Raw genomic sequence first — 19,095 nt, forward strand, 5'->3', positions numbered from 1 at the left:
TTTAATTTTAGGCTTTTTAGCTATTCTCTTGCTTTTAAAAACTTGTTGTTTTAAATTTTGTTTTAGTTTTATAATAAAACTCATAAGGGATAGGGGGTGTTTTGAAATCATTCCCCCCACAGCCCTAAGATCGCTTTACAAAAAACTATCACCCACTAGCTTTTTGATTGTGTTATTTTAAAAAACGCTTTTGAGTATTTTTACAATTTTTATTTTTGTTCAGGCTGCCAAATGGTTTTTTCTGAAGGGGTGCTATCGGCTTCGTTTTGTAAGATTTGTTTTTTAGTTTCGTGGCAAGCCACAAACAATAACGCTAAAATTACAGCTAAAAGAGAAATTCTCATTTCAAGCTCCTTTGAATATTAAAATGCTAACGATAATTATAAAGTAAAAGAGTTAAAGATAGATTAATATTTGGCTCTGTTTTCATCAAATGTCGGCACTCAAAACCTTATTTAACCTTATTATCCTTTAATTTTTAAAACTTTATTTTACACAAAACTCATTCTCTTAAGGGGATAACTGGGGTATTTTGAAATAACTCCCCCCCTATAACCCCCAACTAAATCCCCCTATAGAACGCATTACAAGAAACGATCGCTTGACTAAAGCTTCTTATTATCTTGATTTCAATCAAGCGCGTTGTTTTTTAAGCATGTCAGCGATTAAGAAAGCGAGCTCTAGGGCTTGAGTGGCGTTTAGTCTTGGATCGCATTGCGTGTAGTAATGGCAGCTCAAACCCTCTTCGGTGATCGCTTGCGAGCCACCGATACATTCTGTAACATTCTCACCTGTCATTTCCAAATGAACCCCTGAAGCCAAACTCCCTTCAGCCCTATGGATTTCAAAAAAGCTTTTCACTTCATCTAACACGCTATCAAAAGCCCTTGTTTTAACTCCTAAGCTGGTTTTGACCGTGTTGCCATGCATTGGATCAATGCTCCATAAAATGTGGCGTTTTTCTTTCAACACCCCTTGTAAAAGCTTAGGCAAACGCTCTTTAATCATCTTAGAACCCATGCGCACGATCAAATTCAAACGCCCCTTAATGTTGTGTGGGTTTAAAACATCGCACAATTCTAACACTTCGCTCACGCTCGCATTAGGCCCGATTTTCACGCCAATAGGGTTACAAACCCCCCTTAAAAACTCCACATGCGCGCCCTTAGGGTCTCTTGTCCTTTCGCCAATCCACAGCATGTGTGCGGAGCAATCATAAAACTGGTTAGTCAAACTATCCTTACGCACCAAAGGTTCTTCATAATGGAGCAGTAACGCTTCGTGGCTGGTGTAAAATTCCACTTCCCTAAGAATAGGCGTTTTTTCTATCTCCACCCCGCATGCTTGCATAAACCCTAAAGCTTGCGTGATCCGGTCAGCGATTTGCTGGTATTTTTGCCCAAAATCGTTGTTTTTGACAAAATCCAAATTGAAACGATGCACTTGCTCTAAATTTGCTAACCCGCCTTGAGCAAAGGCTCTAATAAGGTTTAAAGTCGCTACGCTTTGATGGTAGGCCTTAAGCATTCTTTCAGGCTTTGGCTCTCTTTCTTTTTTGGAAATCCCGTTGATAATATCCCCCCTATAACTCAACACTTCTTCATTATCTAGTATTTCAGTCGCATTAGAGCGAGGCTTGGCAAATTGCCCGGCAATGCGCCCCACTTTCACAATCGGTATAGAGCCAGCAAAAGTTAAGACAATCGCCATTTGCATCATCACTTTAAACATGTCTTTAATCCTGTTAGCGCTAAATTGAGAAAACGACTCCGCGCAATCGCCCCCTTGCAACAAAAACGCCTTATTGTCAATGACTTGGGCTAAGCGCTCTTGCAAGTTTCTCGCTTCGCCAGCAAACACTAAGGGAGGGTAAGAGTGCAATTCTTTTTTGACCCTTTCTAATTCTTGCTTATCTTTATAAGTGGGGTGTTGCTCTATCTTAAAAGAATGCCATGAAGCGGGCGACCAAGTTGTGTTTGACATTTCTACCATCCTTTATTAATCTTTTTTTAAGCGTTATTATAGCTTGTGCGGGTTAAATCGTGGATTTTAGAAAATAAATGCGTGCCCAAAACCACCCCTTAATCTCAAAAAAACCCAATCATAAAAAGCTTTATGTTACAATGAAAACTATTTAACACGATAAAAGGGCGGTTTAATAGCATGGCACAAGAAAAAGCGCTTATAAGAGATCCTAAAAAACTCAACGCGTTTGATTTGCGTTGGATGGCGTCCTTATTTGGCACAGCCGTTGGGGCTGGGATTTTATTTTTGCCTATTAGAGCCGGTGGGCATGGGATATGGGCTATTGTAGTGATGAGCGCGATTATATTCCCTTTAACTTATCTGGGGCATAGAGCTTTGGCTTATTTCATAGGATCTAAAGATCAAGAAGACATTACCATGGTCGTTCGCTCTCATTTTGGCGCTCAATGGGGTTTTCTTATCACTTTGCTTTATTTCTTGGCGATTTATCCTATTTGTTTGGCTTATGGGGTGGGTATCACTAACGTGTTTGATCATTTTTTCACTAACCAGTTGCATTTAGCGCCTTTTCATCGGGGCTTGTTGGCTGTAGCGTTAGTTTCTTTAATGATGCTTGTAATGGTTTTTAACGCTACGATTGTTACGCGCATTTGTAACGCTTTAGTGTATCCTTTATGCTTGATTTTATTGCTTTTTTCTTTGTATCTTATCCCTTATTGGCAAGGCGCTAATCTTTTTGTGGTGCCGAGTTTTAAAGAATTTGTGTTAGCGATTTGGCTAACCTTACCGGTGCTTGTGTTTTCATTCAACCATAGCCCCATTATTTCAACCTTCACCCAAAATGTGGGAAAAGAATACGGCGCTTTCAAAGAGTATAAACTCAATCAAATTGAATTAGGGACATCGCTGATGCTTTTAGGGTTTGTGATGTTTTTTGTGTTTTCGTGCGTCATGTGCTTGAGTGCTGATGATTTTGTGAAAGCAAGGGAACAAAATATCCCCATTTTAAGCTATTTTGCTAACACTTTAAACAACCCTTTAATCAACTATGCGGGGCCTGTGGTGGCTTTTTTAGCGATTTTTTCATCTTTTTTTGGGCATTATTATGGGGCTAAGGAGGGTTTAGAAGGCATTATTATTCAAAGTTTAAAATTGAAAAAATCTTCTAAAACCTTGAGTATTAGCGTAACGATTTTTTTATGGCTGACTATCACGCTTGTGGCTTATATTAACCCCAATATCTTGGATTTTATTGAAAATTTAGGCGGCCCCATTATCGCGCTCATTCTGTTTGTGATGCCCATGATAGCGTTTTATAGCGTTTCTAGTTTGAAGCGTTTTAGAAACTTCAAAGTGGATATTTTTGTGTTTGTCTTTGGGAGCTTGACGGCTTTGAGCGTGTTTTTAGGACTATTTTAATGGCTAGTTTTTCTATTTTATCCATTTTTAAAATCGGCGTTGGGCCTAGCTCTTCACACACCATAGGGCCTATGGAAGCGGGAGCGAGATTTTGCGGGTTGTTAAAAGGCATTTTAGAGCAGGTTGAACGCGTTCAAATCACCTTGCATGGCTCATTAGCTTTAACCGGTAAAGGGCATTTGAGCGATGAGGCGGTTTTAATTGGCTTGCATGGCATTTATGCTAACGAATTAGATATAACAACCAAAAAAGCCTTATTGCATGAAGCGCTTGAAAACAAAGTTTTAAAACTCGCTAACCAGCATTGCATTCCTTTTGATTATCCTAAAGATTTGATTTTTGACAATAAGCCTTTAGCCAGACACCAAAACGCCCTCATTCTAAAAGCTTTTAACGCTAAAAATGAGGTTTTAAAAGAAGAGACTTATTATTCTGTTGGTGGAGGGTTTGTCTATACTGAAAAAGAATTAGACAACTTATCTGAAGAGGGCGGGAATGAAAGTGTTGCTTATGATTTTTCAAGCGCTAAGGAATTGCTAGAATTATGCCAAAAACACCAAAAAAACATCGCTGAAATCGTGCGTTTGAGAGAAAATGCCCTGAAAAACCACCCTGATGCAACGATGGCTAAAATCTATCATGCGATGCTTGAGTGTTATCATAATGGGGCTAATTCTAAAGAAAGGTATCTGCCTGGTTCTTTGAAAGTAACACGATTAGCCCCAAGCGTTAAAACGCGCCTAGAAAAACACCCCACAAGCGGGAAAGACCCCTTAGCACTGATTGATTACATTTCGCTTTACGCTCGTGCCATTGCTGAAGAAAACGCTAGTGGAGGAAAGGTGGTAACCGCCCCCACTAACGGGGCGTGCGCGGTGGTGCCAAGCGTGCTTTTATACGCTAAAAACCATTTGTTTGAAAATTTATCGCAAAAATCTATTAATGATTTTTTACTCACTAGTGCGGCGATTGGCTATCTTTACAAGAAAAACGCTTCCTTGAGCGGCGCAGAAGCGGGGTGTCAGGCTGAAATTGGCGTGGCAAGCTCTATGGCTGCGGGGGGGTTAGCTTATTTGTGCCAAGCGACCACGCAACAGGTTTTAATCGCTAGTGAAATCGCTATGGAACACCATTTAGGATTGACATGCGATCCGGTGGGGGGCTTGGTGCAAATCCCTTGCATTGAACGCAATGTTTTAGGAGCGATTAAAGCGATCAGCGCTTCTAAACTGGCTTTAGAAGATGAATACAAGCCTAAAGTGAGCCTAGATGAAGTGATCGCTACGATGTATGCGACCGGAAAAGACATGAATGAAAAATACAAAGAGACTTCGTTAGGGGGGTTAGCCAAAACCTTAAAATGCTAAGGGTTAAGGTAATTTTAAGCTTTAGGGGGCTTTAGGTTTCTAAAGAAAGTAAAAAGGTTTGTTTTTATCAAATATCAATAAGCCTTATCCGCTTTGATATTCTTAAAAAATTTTAAAAAATAAGGTTTTAAAACTTTGTTTCATCGTTTTTAAATTCCATTTAATAATAAAACTCATTAAGTTTATTTAAACTCATAAGAGGATAGGAGGCCTTTTGAAATAACTCTCCCCAACCCCAAAACTCCCCATAACCCTATAAAAGCGTGTCATGAGAAACTATCGCTTGGCTTACGCAGGTTCTTTTATTTTGATTGTAAAAATACTCAAAGGTATTTTTTAAATTTGATTACTAATATTCCATTAAAATAAAACCAAAAATTTTTACACGCTTTCATAAAATGCGTTGGAATGTCTTTGAGGTTATGTTTAACTCTGTCAATCGCTATATTTCAAAGATTTTTGCGTAACAAAACCTTAAGCTAATTGTTACTAATCGTTACCACAAAAAAAGCCAAAAAGCTCAAAGTCTAAAGATTTTAAAAAAGCGGTGGTTTTTAAAAAAGATAGCCTTAAACACTAGGATAGAGTGATAGGGAGCTAAAAGCCTAAATAAAGCCTAAAAAGGAATGCTTAAGAAACTTATTGAAAGCCCCCTAAAAAGGTAAGCTAACTATTTTACTATTTTTCAGACTTACTAGAGTCGCTAATTTGTTTTTCAAACTCTTGTTGCAAGGCTTGTTGTTGTTTTTCTTTCTTTGAAAGGCGGCGTTTTTTCTTAGACTTTTTCTCTTTTTTTGAAGAAGCCTCTGGCTCTTTTGAAGCTGTTTCTTTGAGCACATTAGCATTGGTCATGGAATCTAGATCCGGATTAGAAGCGTTCTGTGTTCTCTTAGAAGAACTTATAAATTCAGGGCTATCAGTATGGCTTTCAAGCTCCCCACTGCTCCTCTTTTGAAACGCTGCCTTAGTGTCTTTCTCAGCTTGCTCTTCCATTTTCTTAAGAACGACTGCATCCACTTTTCTAGCCTTTTCTTTTTGGCTTATCCTAACCATGCTAATCAAGTATTTGATATACCCATCATACATATCCCCAAACTGCTCATGCAAAGCCCCAAAATCTGAGCCTTTGTAAAGCCAGTTGAACAAAGGGAGTGAAAGCTCTGTCCCTAAGTCTTTAAGCACATGTTTATAAAACTTCTCCCTGTCATTCACCACAAAAGAAACCTTGCCATTTTTATGCTCATAATAACAAACCTTTTGCTCCACACAGCTTTCCAAACTCCCCTTAAAGAAAGCTCCAAAAGCGGATAAGTCGCCCTTACTCATCTTGGTTTCAGAATACTGGTTAAAATTCTTCACGCGCTCTTTTTCCAAATTAACCATATTCTTTAAAACCCTCTTGCGGTCTTTTTTCACATTCCCTGTGGAGCTTTCAGAAAACATAACATTGGGATCAACCGTAGTGTTAATAGTGGCAGAATCCGTTTCTGCTCTCAACAAAAAAGTCGTAGCTACTAAAAGAAATAAAATCCGTTTCATACCAAACTCCTAATTAATATATGACCGCAACAAAAATAGATACCGTTCTTCATAAGCTCTCTTTTGAAATTTCTTCTATTGATAAAAAACCACCTAGAATTCAAGCTGTTTTAGTCGTCTTAAAATACAGACTTTCAAGGGGTCTTTACTATTGGGTATGATACTATAAATATCCAAAAAATACAAACACTCCAAGAACTTTAACCCTAAAAATTTGAGACGCTCTTTACAGCTAAAGGATTTAAGAGCAACAAAGCCCACCCAACAAGCAGGCAACCTCTATTTTAAGTGCCTAAACGCTATGATAGATTATAACAAAAAAAACGCCTTACATCCCCCTAGCCAAAAGCTAGGGAGTTACGGCGTGGTCTCACAAAAATCAAAAAAGTTAGCGCACCTTAAGCACTAATGCTTATGATGGCTTGGTTTTTTCCCTTTTTTTCTCTCATGATCATGAAAAGGGCCTTCACATGCGCAATCATGCAAATCTAGCCCCTCTTCACGATATTCTTTCATGGTCATTGTTTTCTTTTTGTTAGCAATCACTTCAAGAATTTCTTTTTTACGCTTGTTGCGATCTTCTTGGCTTAAAGAAGCTAAATTTTTATCCATCGCTTTCTTAAAATCCGCTTTATATTTTTTACGCTCTTCTTCTTTCATCACTGCTAATCGCTTATTGATTTCTGTGCGAAACTCTGGAACTTCGCTAGGAGCAACTTTCCCTGCTTGCTCTAATAGTTGCTTGTCGTCCATGCTCTTAAAATCGCTCGCATTCAAAAAAAGCCCCAAAAAAGTCCCTGTAAATAATAAAGAAAACGCCAATTTTCTCATCAAATGCTCCCAATTCAAAAATAAAAGACAAATTCTATCATCTGATTGATTAAAGATAACTTACAGTGCTTTAACAGCCAATTGATTTTTAGATTTTATGATCAGCGCTCCATTAAAACAGCCAACCTATATCCCCTATCATTATTTTCAAAAACAATTAATTCATTTTTGAGTTTTCAAAGACTTGTTTGCGTGTTGTTGTTGGTAAGTTCAATTGCTTGTAAGGATTGTGCTTTAATTTTTGCCAAGTAGCCGTATTGATTTTTTAAAGCCTTTGATACAAGAAAATCATAAAAGGCCATAAAGAGCAAAAGCCCTTTTCTATGCCCCCATAAGATTAACCCTAAAATACCTTAAAAGCTTACAATGTAACGCCAATAAAAGGCATAGGGGCGGTGAAAGGTGAATCTATAAGTAGTCCCTTCAGGCACATTATCCGCACTAGCGGTGTAGTAATTGTTGCGGATGGTTTGGATTTTCAAGCCAATTTCAAAACCTTGGTGTTTAGTGCCTAAGCGAATCCCGCCATTCACTAAGACTTGGAAATTTGATGGGTGGAAACTCCCTCTGTATTCATCAGCTAAGTCCTTAAAATAATAGTTTGTTGGACCCCAAGAGGTGCCACCGATCGCAACGCCCAAGAAAAACCCAAAATGCAAGTTCTCACGATTGAAAATAGCCGGGTTAAACAACACATCTGTGCCAGCCCCATAGCCAAACATGAAACTTTGAGAACCCTTGCGAGCGTCTCTCATGCCATAATCATTATAAGTGTAATACTTATAATAAGAGCTTGCAAAATCAAAGAATCCGTAATAACGCATTCCAAATTGCGGGGATTTCTTAAAAAAATGCTTATACCCTACAACAAAACCAAAACCATTGATAGCGTATTGTTGGTTGCTTAAGCCTTTATACCCACGAGTCCCTAGAGCGCCATGAGTAAGCCCTCCTGTGGGGTTTGACGCTGTGGGCATGTTAGGCGTATTAGAGCCATAAGCCCCACTTTGATTACCATTACAATTCCCATGGGAACAATTTTGAGCGGTAGTGCTGAGCATACCTAACTGGTAATCAATCCCTATAAAAGCAGCATTTCTTTCACCTTTTTTGGTAGGGCTAGTCTTAATAGCTTTTTCTTGCTTAGGGGTCTCTGCTGACAACAAGCTTGTCATTGCTAGAGAGATAGCACCTACTATAACAGATTTCTTCATGTATTCCTTCCTTCTACATTTTCTCTACTTGAGTTCTAAATGCTACATTCTACTATAAAATTGCTTTCTTTTTGATTAAATATAGCGATTGAATGAGAATAAATTGAAACAAAAATCAATTTTAGGAACTTTTTAGTAAAAAGTCCTAAATCCTCTCACCTTTTTTAGACTAAAACTAAAACCTAACAGCCAATAGAGATCAAAGATGCTCTTTCACGCTCTCTAACACGCTCTTAAAAGCTTGCATGTCATTCATCGCCATGTCTGCTAAAACCTTGCGGTCTAATTCAATATTAGCCACTTTTAAGGCATGCATGAAACGCGAATAACTTGTTTCGTGCATCCTGCAAGCCGCATTAATCCTTACCACCCACAAACTCCTGAACTCTCTTTTCTTTTGTTTGCGATCCCTAAAGGCGTAATACATGCTTCTTTCAAGCTGTTCTTTAGCCTTTCTAAAATGCTTTCTTCTGCCACTATAAAACCCTCTAGCGAGTTTTAAGACTTTTTTATGGCGTCTTCTGCGCACAACGCCTGTTTTAACTCTCATTTCTTTACCTTTCTTTTTAAAATATTTTTAGGTGCGTTTTTACAACGACTTTCCCTTAAATAAGGGGATTAACTCCACTTTCTAATGAGCATTCTTAAGCCCTGCAAAGCAACGACATGACAGAATGCGCGTTAGTGTGATGCACATGTTTTGGCGCGTTCAGATTGGCTTTGCGTTTGGGGCTTTTTTTAGTCAAAATATGGCTTTTAAAAGCACTGCCACGCTTAATCAAGTTTTTTTTAACTTTGAAACGCTTAGACGCGCCACGATTAGTCTTCATTTTTGGCATGATTTTCTCCTTTCATAAGGTTAATACGATTAAAAGGCGGGTTATTTTCTTTGGTTTTCTTTTCGTTTTTGGGGGCTTCTTTAGCCTTAGGCACAAACATCCATGAAACAAAACGCCCCTCGGTTTTTGGCTCTTTTTCAGGGTTGGCTAAATCTTGCATCATCGTTTGGACTCTAAAAAGCACATCAAGCCCGGCTTTTGAGTTTTGGCTCTCTCTACCTTTTAAAACCACTTTGAATTTGACATGCTTATTGGATTCAATAAATTCTCTCGCATGCTTGACTTTGTAGTTAATATCGTTTTGCGCGATTTGAGTGGAAAGCTTGATCTCTTTGATTTCAATTTGCTTTTGCTTTTTCTTGGCTTCCTTGATTTTCTTTTCATTTTGATAGCGGAATTTATTATAATCCATCACCTTACACACGGGAGGTTTCGCGCTCGCTGAAATCAAAACCAAATCCAAACCTAAATTTTGAGCGATATTTAGCGCTTCTTTGGAAGAAATGATCCCATACACTTCGCCATTATCGCCCACGCAACGCACTTCTTTAAAATTAATGTCTCCGTTTAACAACACTTCGTTCCTGCTCAAAAACTAACCTCTTGCATCTTAGATTCAACCATGTTTAAAAACTCCTTTAAGGGCATTTTATATTGAGCTTGTTTTTCTCTGTCTCTAATGGATAAAATTTCTGTTTCCACCTCTTCATTCCCTAACACTAAAATCATAGGGATTTTTTGCTTTTCGGCTAAGCGCACCTTTTTATTCAAGCTGTCGTTTTTATCCAAAACTTCTACAAAAATATCGCGCTTTTTTAGTGCCTCTTTTAATTTCAAAGCAAAAACATGATACTCTTCACTAATAGGAATGAGAGCGATTTGAGTGGGTGCGACAAAGAAAGGGAAATTCCCCCCAAAATGTTCGCTCAAAATCGCAATAAACCTTTCAAACGAGCCTAAAATCGCTCTGTGGATCATCACCGGCTGTTCAGCGTGATTATGCTCATTAGTGAAAGCGAGCTTGAAGCGTTCAGGCAAATTCATATCCACTTGAATCGTGCCACACTGCCATTTACGCTTTAAAGCGTCAGTGATTTTAATGTCAATCTTAGGCCCATAGAAAGCCCCTCCCCCTTCATCAATCTTATAATCAATGCGGTGCTCTTTTAGGGCTTCTTTTAAAGCGTTAGTGGCCTTTTCCCACACTTTATCATCGCCTATGGATTTAGCCGGCCTTGTGGATAATTCCATTTCATAGCTAAAATCAAACGCTTGCATGATCTTATGCGTAAAATCTAAAATCGCGCTCACTTCGCTTTGGATCTGCTCAAAAGAGCAAAAAATATGCGCATCATCTTGGGTAAATTCTCTCACCCTTAAAAGCCCATGCAACACGCCACTTTTTTCATGCCGATGCACCACGCCGTATTCATAAAACCTTAAGGGCAAATCTCTGTAGCTGTGCAAAGCGCTTTGATAGACTTTAATATGCCCCACGCAATTCATAGGCTTTATGCCGTATTCTTGCTCATCAATCGTGGTGAAATACATGTTTTCTTTATAGTTGTCATAATGCCCACTGATTTTCCACACATCGCTCTTTAAAATCTCAGGGCCTTTAACCGGCTCATAGCCTCTTAAAAGTAACGCTTTACTCAATAAATCTTCAATGCGTTTTCTCAGTCTTGCCCCTTTAGGCAGCCATAAAGGTAAGCCCGCCCCTATCTCATCATCAAAACTAAAAAGCCCTAGCTCCACGCCTAGCTTTCTGTGATCTCGTTTTTTCGCTTCTTCTATTTGGAAAAGATAGTCTTTTAAGCCCTCTTTGGTGGCAAAAGCGATGCCATAGATTCTAATGAGCATTTCATTGTTTTCATCGCCGCCCAAATAAGCCCCAGCCAATTTAGTGAGCTTGAAATGGTTTAAAAAACGAGTGTTTGGGAGGTGCGGTCCCTTACACAAATCTTCAAACTCGCCCTGTTGGTACACGCCAAATTTATCGCCACTGATTTTACTCATCACCGCATGCTTTAATTCATCGCCCTTAAAACGCTCCAAGGCTTGCTCTCTGGTTAAAACCTCTTTAGTGATAGCGAGCTTTAATTTCGCAAATTCTTTCATTTTCGCTTCAATTTTAGGCAAATCCTCTTCGCTGATTTTTGAAGCGGTCTTGAAATCGTAATAAAACCCCTCTTCTACCACAGGGCCTACAAAAAATTTCGCGTCCGGATAAAGGGCTTTCAAGCTTTGCGCGAGCAAATGCGCGCATGAATGCCTAATCACTTCTAAAGCCAAAGGCGAATCATCAAAATATATCGGCTCTGTCCCTTTTAACGCTTTAATCCCATCGCTCAGCCCTAAGACTTTCGCGCTCTCTAAATCTATTATTTGCTCATCTTTATAAACAGCAATCAGTTCCGCACTCATTCTTTAAAACTTATGTCTCCTTTCTTATAAACCTTAAAATTTAGCAATCTTTTGAGCCAAACCCGCATTGCACTTGCGAATCCACTTTCTCAGCTTTAGGGTCGCTCATAGGCTTTAAGCACGCTTGTAAAAATACCATACAAAACAAATTCAACAATAACCGCCTATACAAAACCACCCTTTCTATTCAAAAATACCTAACTAACCGCTCATTATACAATAAAATCATAAACCAAAAGAATACACCCCTTATTAAAAAGCTTAGAATACAAACTGGCTAAAACTAAAGCTCTATCATGCTATCATTATTATATTTTTGTTTTAAGAAACTTAATGATCATTTTAAGGGAGTTTTGTGCGATATATCAAGTTTTTCAAAGAGTTGAACAATAAGAATGTGAATCTGGTTGGGGGCAAGAACGCTAGCATTGGTGAAATGTTTCAAGAATTAGTTCCTATTGGCATTAAAGTGCCTGATGGCTTTGCGATCACAAGCGAAGCGTATTGGTATCTTTTAGAGCAAGGGGGAGCTAAACAAAAAATCATAGAGCTTTTAGAAAATGTTGATGCCACGGAAATTGATGTGTTAAAAATCCGCTCCAAACAAATCAGAGAGCTTATTTTTGGCACGCCTTTTCCTAGCGATTTAAGAGATGAGATTTTTCAAGCTTATGAAATCTTAAGCCAGCAATACCACATGAAAGAAGCCGATGTGGCCGTAAGGAGCTCCGCTACTGCAGAAGATTTGCCAGACGCTTCTTTTGCCGGGCAGCAAGACACTTATTTAAACATTAAGGGTAAAACCGAATTGATCCACTATATCAAATCCTGCTTAGCATCGCTTTTTACCGATAGAGCGATTAGCTATAGAGCGAGCCGTGGGTTTGATCATTTAAAAGTCGCTCTGAGCGTGGGGGTGCAAAAAATGGTGCGAGCGGATAAAGGCAGTGCAGGCGTGATGTTTTCTATTGACACCGAAACCGGTTTTAAAGACGCGGTGTTTATCACTTCAGCGTGGGGGTTGGGCGAAAATGTGGTGGGCGGCACGATAAACCCCGATGAATTTTATGTGTTTAAGCCCACTTTAGAGCAAAACAAACGCCCCATTATCAAACGCCAACTCGGCAATAAAACGCAAAAAATGGTCTATGCCCCAAGGGGTAGCGAACACCCCACCAGAAACATTAAAACCACCAAAAAAGAATGGCAATCCTTTTCATTGAGCGATGAAGACGTGCTGATTTTAGCCAAATACGCCGTTGAAATTGAAAAACATTACTCTAAAGAAGCCAAGCAATACCGCCCTATGGATATAGAATGGGCTAAAGATGGCGATAGCGGGGAAATCTTTATCGTTCAAGCACGCCCAGAAACCGTTCAAAGCCAAAAAACCAAAGAAGAAAGTCAAGTCTTTGAAAAATTCAAATTCAAAAACCCTAACGAAAAGAAAGAGATTATCTTACAAGGCAGAGCGATTGGGAGTAAAATTGGCTCAGGGAAAGTGCGTATCATCAATGATTTGGAGCACATGAATTCTTTTAAAGAGGGTGAAATTTTAGTTACAGATAACACCGACCCAGACTGGGAGCCTTGCATGAAAAAAGCGAGCGCGGTTATCACTAATCGTGGAGGGCGCACTTGCCATGCCGCTATTGTAGCTAGAGAAATTGGCGTGCCAGCCATTGTTGGGGTGAGCGGGGCGACTGATAGCCTTTATACCGGCATGGAAATCACGGTTTCTTGCGCTGAGGGCGAAGAGGGCTATGTGTATGCGGGCATTTATGAGCATGAAATTGAAAGGGTGGAGCTTTCTAATATGCAAGAAACTCAAACAAAAATTTATATCAATATTGGAAACCCTGAAAAAGCCTTTAGCTTTTCTCAGCTCCCTAATCACGGCGTGGGGCTGGCCAGAATGGAAATGATTATTTTAAACCAAATCAAAGCCCACCCCTTAGCCTTAGTGGATTTGCACCACAAAAAAAGCGTGAAAGAAAAAAATGAAATTGAAAACCTTATGGCAGGCTATACTAACCCTAAAGATTTTTTTGTGAAAAAAATCGCTGAAGGCATCGGTATGATCAGTGCAGCGTTTTACCCTAAACCTGTGATTGTAAGAACGAGCGATTTCAAATCCAATGAATACATGCGCATGCTTGGTGGCTCTAGCTATGAACCTAATGAAGAAAACCCCATGCTTGGCTATAGGGGGGCTAGTCGGTATTATTCAGAGAGCTATAATGAAGCGTTTTCGTGGGAGTGTGAAGCCTTAGCGTTAGTGAGAGAAGAAATGGGCTTGACGAATATGAAAGTGATGATCCCCTTTTTGCGAACCATTGAAGAGGGTAAAAAAGTCCTAGAAATCTTAAGAAAAAACAATCTAGAATCCGGTAAAAACGGGCTTGAAATTTATATCATGTGCGAATTGCCGGTGAATGTCATTCTGGCTGATGATTTCTTAAGCTTGTTTGATGGCTTTTCTATTGGCTCTAATGATTTAACCCAGCTCACTTTAGGCGTGGATAGAGACAGCGAATTAGTCAGCCATGTCTTTGATGAAAGGAATGAAGCGATGCTAAAAATGTTTAAAAAAGCGATTGAAGCTTGCAAAAGGCACAACAAATATTGCGGGATTTGCGGGCAAGCCCCAAGCGATTACCCTGAAGTAACAGAGTTTTTAGTCAAAGAGGGCATCACTTCCATTTCTTTAAACCCTGATAGCGTGATCCCCACTTGGAACGCTGTAGCCAAGTTAGAAAAAGAATTGAAAGACCATGGCTTAACCGCGCATTGATAATAAAGGGGTTGATCTAACTTGAGTGGATTTTTTCGTATTGGTTTCCATTGATATAGTTTTGATGGGTAAGATTGTTTTTAAAAAAAAAGGTTGGTAATAAAATCAGTGAAAACAGGAAAAACAAATAAAGTTGGCAAAAACGCAGAGACAGCTAACACAAAGGCAAATAAAGAGACTTATTTTAAACAAGTGAGTGTCATTACAAATACGCTCAGATCAATTGGTGGGTTTTTTACAAAAATTGCAAAGAGAGTTAGAGAACTTGTGAAAAAACATCCCAAGAAAAGCAATGCGGCATTAGTAGTATTAACCCATGCTGCATGCAAGAGGGCAAAAGAATTAGACGATAAAGTCCAAGATAAATCCAAACAAGCTGAAAAAGAAAATCAAATCAATTGGTGGAAATATTCAGGATTAACAATAGCGACAAGTTTATTATTAGCCGCTTGTAGTGCTGGTGATATTGATAAACAAATAGAACTAGAACAAGAAAAAAAGGAAGCTGAAAACGCTAGGGATAGAGCAAACAAGAGTGGGATAGAGTTAGAACAGCAAAGACAGAAAACAGAACAAGAAAGACAAAAGACAGAACAAGAAAGGCAAAAAACAAACAAGAGTGGGATAGAACTCGCTAATAGTCAAATAAAAGCAGAACAAGAAAAACAAAAGACAGAACAGGAACAACAAAAAACAGAACAAGAAAAACAAAAGACAAACAATACACAGAAAGATTTGGTTAAAAAAGCAGAACAAAATTGCCAAGAAAATCATAGTCAATTCTTTATTAAAAAATTAGGAATTAAGGGTGGTATTGCTATAGAAATAGAAGCTGAATGCAAAACCCCTAAACCTACAAAAACAAACCAAACCCCTATCCAGCCAAAACACCTTCCAAACTCTAAACAACCCCACTCTCAAAGAGGATCAAAAACGCAAGAGCTTATAGCTTATTTGCAAAAAGAATTAGAATCTCTGCCCTATTCACAAAAAGCTATCGCTAAACAAGTGGATTTTTATAAACCAAGTTCTATCGCTTATTTAGAACTAGACCCTAGAGATTTTAAGGTTACAGAAAAATGGCAAAAAGAAAATCTAAAAATACGCTCTAAAGCTCAAGCTAAAATGCTTGAAATGAGAAACCCACAAGCCCACCTTTCAACCTCTCAAAGCCTTTTGTTCGTTCAAAAAATATTTGCTGATATTAGTAAAGAAATAGAAGTAGTTGCTAATACTGAAAAGAAAGCAGAAAAAGTGGGTTATGGTTATAGTAAAAGGATGTAGGCATAAGAAAATAAGAACACCATAAAATCGTTCTTAACTTATTTATGGTATTTTAAAGACTCTATATTACCCAATTAGAACAGAGCCTTTTTAAAAGCTTAAGCTCCCTAAAATAAGGTAAAACTATGGGTTACCAATGGAGGTTAAAACGTGCAATAAAACTCCAAAGAGCCGACTTTTTTAATCGTAATTTGCTTATGGTTTAATAAAGTTTCTAAATGTTTAAAGGCGTTAGGATCTAGTATTAGGGGGGCTTCTTCTGCGCTTAAAGGGCGCCTGGAAATTAAAGCGAGCAATTCGTCTATACCGCAAGAAATCAATTTTTTAGCTTGAGTAATGGATCGTTTAGGCAAACTCACGCAAAGCCCTTCAAAAAATAAAGAGCATTTTAACAATTCATCTTCGCTCAATTTTGGGGCTTTAAAGCTTGAGGGTCTGTCTATGGTGCTTAAATCCACTCTAGCAATATTGATTTTTTTTAAAAAGGCAGCGATGAGTTTTAAGTTGTTCGCGCTATCATTCACGCCCTTAATCAACAGCACTTCAGCCACCAGTTGCCCTTGATAAATTTGAGAAAAGCTCAAAATTCCCTCTAAAATCTTATCAATGTCTTTAGAATAGGGCTTATCCACTCTTTCAAAGGCTTTCAAATCAATAGCGTCTAAAGAAAATTTAACGATGTCAAATTCCTTTAAGGCTTGCTGGACTTTTGGCTCATAAAATAATGAGCCGTTGCTTAAAATCAAAGTTTTAACACCCTTTAAAAAAGGCTTGATGCTTTGGATAAGCTCTAATAAATGAGGGTATAGAGTGGGTTCGCCATTAGCGGTAATGGTTAAAACATCAATGGGGGTGGTGAGGTTGTTTAGGGCGTTTTGAATGGCGCTAATCAAGGTTTTTACTTCTATCACTTCTTCCATGCGTTCAATGGGCTTGGCTTTACCCAACTCGCAATAAATGCAATTGTAATTGCATTGTTTTTTAGAAGGCGATAGATCCACGCCCAAAGACTTCCCAAAACGCCTGGATAAAACAGGCCCAAAAACGACAGGCAGATTTTCTTCAGCCATCATCTTCCTCTAAAAACACGCGCTCTTTGCATTGGATGCACTCATGCGCCTTTTTTTTGCGATAGATTCTTTCACTCATCAAATAATGGCATTTCTCGCAACGCTTATTGATGGGCTTATGGTTGGATAAGAAATTGCATTTAGGGTAATTGTTGCAGCCATAAAACGAGCCTTTCTTGCTCCTTTTTAAGGCAATATCCCCTCCGCATTCTGGGCATTTCACGCCTTCTATTGTTTCTTTGGCGTTAGGGGTGTTTTTTAACGATTTGGTGTTTTTGCATTCAGGGTAGTTGTTGCAAGCTAAAAACGCCCCGTTTCTGCTGAATTTTTGCACCATTTCCCCTCCGCATTTTTCGCACGATTCTTGCTTGGCTCCATCATTGGCGTTTTCAGTCTGTTTGACATATTTGCATTTAGGGTAATTATTACAAGCGATAAACTCCCCATAACGGCTATTTTTTTTGACCAATTCCCCACCGCATTTAGGGCATGATTGGCCGGTTTTTTCATGCACTTTTTGAGAGATGATATTCTTTTTCCCGGCTTCAATTTTATCCATAAAAGGGTAGTAAAAGTCCTTTAAGACTTGCTGATAGTCGGCTTTATTTTGAGCGATATTGTCTAGCTCTTCTTCTAAAGAAGCGCTGAATTTGGAATCCACGATTTCTTCAAAATGCTTTTCTAAAATTTCTATCACCTTAAAAGCGCTCTCTAAAGCGCTGATCTGCTTTTTTTCTACCTTAATATAGTCTCTGTTTTGTAAGAGGGAAATCGTTGGGGCGTAGGTGCTGGGCCTGCCTATGCCTAAACTTTCTAAAACTTTAATCAAGCTCGCTTCTGAATAGCGTGCTGGAGGTTCTGTAACATGGGCGTTGCTCTCTAATTTTTCTAATTTAATGGGGTCGTTTTCTTTCAAATTGGGGAGCAATTTGTCCTTATCGTCATTGCCTAAAATTTTATAATAGCCATCAAAAAGGAGTTTTCTGCCACTGGCTTTAAACTCGCCTTTTTCGCAAGCCACAACCACGCTTTGGCTTTCAAAAAGAGCGTCTTGCATTTGAGAAGCTAAGAAGCGTTTGTAAATTAAGGTATAGAGCTTTAATTCTTCAGGCTTAAGGTAGTCTTTTAAAGCGTTTGGCTCTAAAATAATAGAAGTGGGCCTGATCGCTTCATGGGCTTCTTGGGCGTTTTTATTCTTGCTGGAATAGACTTTGGCTTTAGGGGGTAGGTAGTCTTTGCCATAGTCTTTTAAAATCTTATTCCTCGCTTCTTCTAAAGCCTCTTTAGCGATATTCAAGCTATCGGTCCTCATGTAAGTGATCACGCCCATAACGCCTTGTGGGGTGGCTACGCCTTCATATAATTTCTGAGCGATACTCATGGTTTTTGTGGGCGAAAAGCCTAAAAGACTGGAAGCGCTTTGCTGTAAAGTGGAAGTCATGAAAGGGGGCGGTGTGGGGGATTTTTTAGACTTTTTAACGATACTAGAGATAGTGTAGCTTTCTTTTTCTAATTCGTTTTTAATTTCTTGGGCTTTTTTTTCATCAATGAGTTCTTGGGCTTTGAGTTTGTTACCCTTATAGCTAATGAGTTGCGCTTCTAAATTTGGCTCAAAGTAAGCGTCTAGCGTGAAGTAGGTTAAAGGCTTAAAGGCTTTGATTTCCCTTTCTCTATCAATCACAAGCTTTAATGCAGCACTTTGCACCCGCCCAGCACTCAAACCTTTAGTGATTTTAGATGAAATCAATGAGCTGAGCTTGAAACCCACGATCCGATCTAAAAAGCGTCTGGCTTGTTGGGCATTGACCTTGGACATGTCAATTTTTCGTGGGGTTTTTAGAGCGTTTAAAATCGCATTTTGTGTGATCTCATGAAAAACAATCCTAGGATAGCTCTCTAATTTCCCCCCAATCAAACATGCCACATGATAGCCTATCGCTTCCCCTTCTCGGTCTTCATCGGTAGCGATATAGGTGGTAGATGCCTTTTTAGAAAGCTCTATGATCTGCTTGACAAGCTCTTTATGATCTTTATCCACGACATAGTTAGGAGTGAAGCCTGTTTCATCAATCTTAATGCCTAAAGCGAATTTGGATAAATCCCTAACATGCCCTTTAGAGGCGATGACTTCGTAATTTTTATCCAAAAAATTTTTAATGGTTTTGGCTTTTGCTGGGGATTCTACGATAATAAGGTGCTTCATGGAACGCCTTTAATAAAATGTTTATACCTATTAATGAATGATTGTAGCATAGAATTTTGACTAAACGATTCATCAAACCATAAAAACCATAACAGCGTTAAAAATCAAAGAGTTGGAACACC

General features: G+C 38.8%; 15 protein-coding genes and 1 pseudogene. 5 read left to right on the plus strand and 11 right to left on the minus strand.

What is annotated here, in order from left to right; all coding sequences use genetic code 11:
- Positions 1 to 209: 209 nt before the first annotated feature.
- Together KX581_RS08225 and KX581_RS00340 are read right to left on the minus strand one after the other, a co-directional pair.
- On the minus strand, positions 210 to 344 hold the full coding sequence (locus tag KX581_RS08225) for an HP0135 family lipoprotein (RefSeq protein WP_001222899.1): 135 nt from the start codon (positions 342 to 344) through the stop codon (positions 210 to 212).
- Positions 345 to 633: 289 nt separating this feature from the next.
- Positions 634 to 1,983 carry a class II 3-deoxy-7-phosphoheptulonate synthase gene (locus KX581_RS00340; protein ID WP_180412512.1) on the minus strand — a complete coding sequence of 450 codons (1,350 nt, stop codon included), beginning with the start codon at positions 1,981 to 1,983 and terminating at the stop codon, positions 634 to 636.
- Between the two features lie 180 nt (positions 1,984 to 2,163).
- On the opposite strand from KX581_RS00340, the gene KX581_RS00345 reads away from it, so the two are divergent.
- Positions 2,164 to 3,405, plus strand: a complete 1,242-nt coding sequence (locus KX581_RS00345; protein WP_231175281.1) for a serine/threonine transporter — start codon at positions 2,164 to 2,166, stop codon at positions 3,403 to 3,405.
- Positions 3,405 to 4,772, plus strand: coding sequence for an L-serine ammonia-lyase (locus KX581_RS00350; RefSeq protein ID WP_231175282.1), 1,368 nt, complete (start codon positions 3,405 to 3,407; stop codon positions 4,770 to 4,772). The genes KX581_RS00345 and KX581_RS00350 overlap by 1 nt, the downstream gene beginning before the upstream one ends.
- 678 nt (positions 4,773 to 5,450) lie before the next feature.
- Here the strand turns inward: KX581_RS00350 and KX581_RS00355 are convergent.
- Positions 5,451 to 6,311 carry a hypothetical protein gene (locus KX581_RS00355; protein WP_231175283.1) on the minus strand — a complete coding sequence of 287 codons (861 nt, stop codon included), beginning with the start codon at positions 6,309 to 6,311 and terminating at the stop codon, positions 5,451 to 5,453.
- Here KX581_RS00355 and KX581_RS00360 point away from each other — a divergent pair.
- Positions 6,235 to 6,425: pseudogene (locus KX581_RS00360) on the plus strand (hypothetical protein). The gene KX581_RS00355 and the pseudogene KX581_RS00360 sit on opposite strands and share 77 nt — an antisense overlap.
- Positions 6,426 to 6,716: 291 nt before the next feature.
- Here the strand turns inward: KX581_RS00360 and KX581_RS00365 are convergent.
- The 6 genes from KX581_RS00365 to thrS form a co-directional block, all read right to left on the minus strand.
- Complete coding sequence (locus KX581_RS00365) at positions 6,717 to 7,142, minus strand: DUF1104 domain-containing protein (protein ID WP_231175284.1); 426 nt, start codon at positions 7,140 to 7,142, stop codon at positions 6,717 to 6,719.
- A gap of 353 nt (positions 7,143 to 7,495) precedes the next feature.
- On the minus strand, positions 7,496 to 8,356 hold the full coding sequence (locus KX581_RS00370) for an outer membrane protein (RefSeq protein WP_000750185.1): 861 nt from the start codon (positions 8,354 to 8,356) through the stop codon (positions 7,496 to 7,498).
- A 199-nt stretch (positions 8,357 to 8,555) separates the two neighbouring features.
- Complete coding sequence (gene rplT / locus KX581_RS00375) at positions 8,556 to 8,906, minus strand: 50S ribosomal protein L20 (protein WP_001264161.1); 351 nt, start codon at positions 8,904 to 8,906, stop codon at positions 8,556 to 8,558.
- Between the two features lie 94 nt (positions 8,907 to 9,000).
- Positions 9,001 to 9,195: a 50S ribosomal protein L35 gene (rpmI, locus tag KX581_RS00380; RefSeq protein WP_001125542.1), complete on the minus strand. Its 195-nt coding sequence runs from the start codon at positions 9,193 to 9,195 to the stop codon at positions 9,001 to 9,003.
- Positions 9,176 to 9,787: a translation initiation factor IF-3 gene (gene infC, locus KX581_RS00385; protein WP_000089219.1), complete on the minus strand. Its 612-nt coding sequence runs from the start codon at positions 9,785 to 9,787 to the stop codon at positions 9,176 to 9,178. Before infC ends, rpmI begins: the two co-directional genes overlap by 20 nt.
- Positions 9,784 to 11,622, minus strand: a complete 1,839-nt coding sequence (thrS, locus tag KX581_RS00390; RefSeq protein WP_231175285.1) for a threonine--tRNA ligase — start codon at positions 11,620 to 11,622, stop codon at positions 9,784 to 9,786. Before thrS ends, infC begins: the two co-directional genes overlap by 4 nt.
- A gap of 355 nt (positions 11,623 to 11,977) precedes the next feature.
- On the opposite strand from thrS, the gene ppsA reads away from it, so the two are divergent.
- Entirely contained in the window at positions 11,978 to 14,416 is a 2,439-nt protein-coding gene (gene ppsA, locus KX581_RS00395) for a pyruvate, water dikinase (protein WP_231175286.1), read from the plus strand.
- A gap of 99 nt (positions 14,417 to 14,515) precedes the next feature.
- Complete coding sequence (locus KX581_RS00400; protein ID WP_231175363.1) at positions 14,516 to 15,700, plus strand: DUF874 family protein; 1,185 nt, start codon at positions 14,516 to 14,518, stop codon at positions 15,698 to 15,700.
- A gap of 143 nt (positions 15,701 to 15,843) precedes the next feature.
- Here KX581_RS00400 and KX581_RS00405 read toward each other — a convergent pair whose 3' ends face one another.
- Together KX581_RS00405 and topA are read right to left on the minus strand one after the other, a co-directional pair.
- The gene (locus tag KX581_RS00405) at positions 15,844 to 16,770 is read right to left on the minus strand and encodes a radical SAM protein (protein ID WP_231175287.1); all 927 of its coding nucleotides are present in this window, start codon (positions 16,768 to 16,770) and stop codon (positions 15,844 to 15,846) included.
- Positions 16,763 to 18,973, minus strand: a complete 2,211-nt coding sequence (gene topA / locus KX581_RS00410) for a type I DNA topoisomerase (RefSeq protein ID WP_231175288.1) — start codon at positions 18,971 to 18,973, stop codon at positions 16,763 to 16,765. The genes KX581_RS00405 and topA overlap by 8 nt, the downstream gene beginning before the upstream one ends.
- Positions 18,974 to 19,095 lie beyond the last annotated feature (122 nt).

Origin of the sequence: Helicobacter pylori, assembly GCF_021062735.1 — a bacterium.
GTDB classification, from domain to species: Bacteria; Campylobacterota; Campylobacteria; order Campylobacterales; family Helicobacteraceae; genus Helicobacter; species Helicobacter pylori_DN.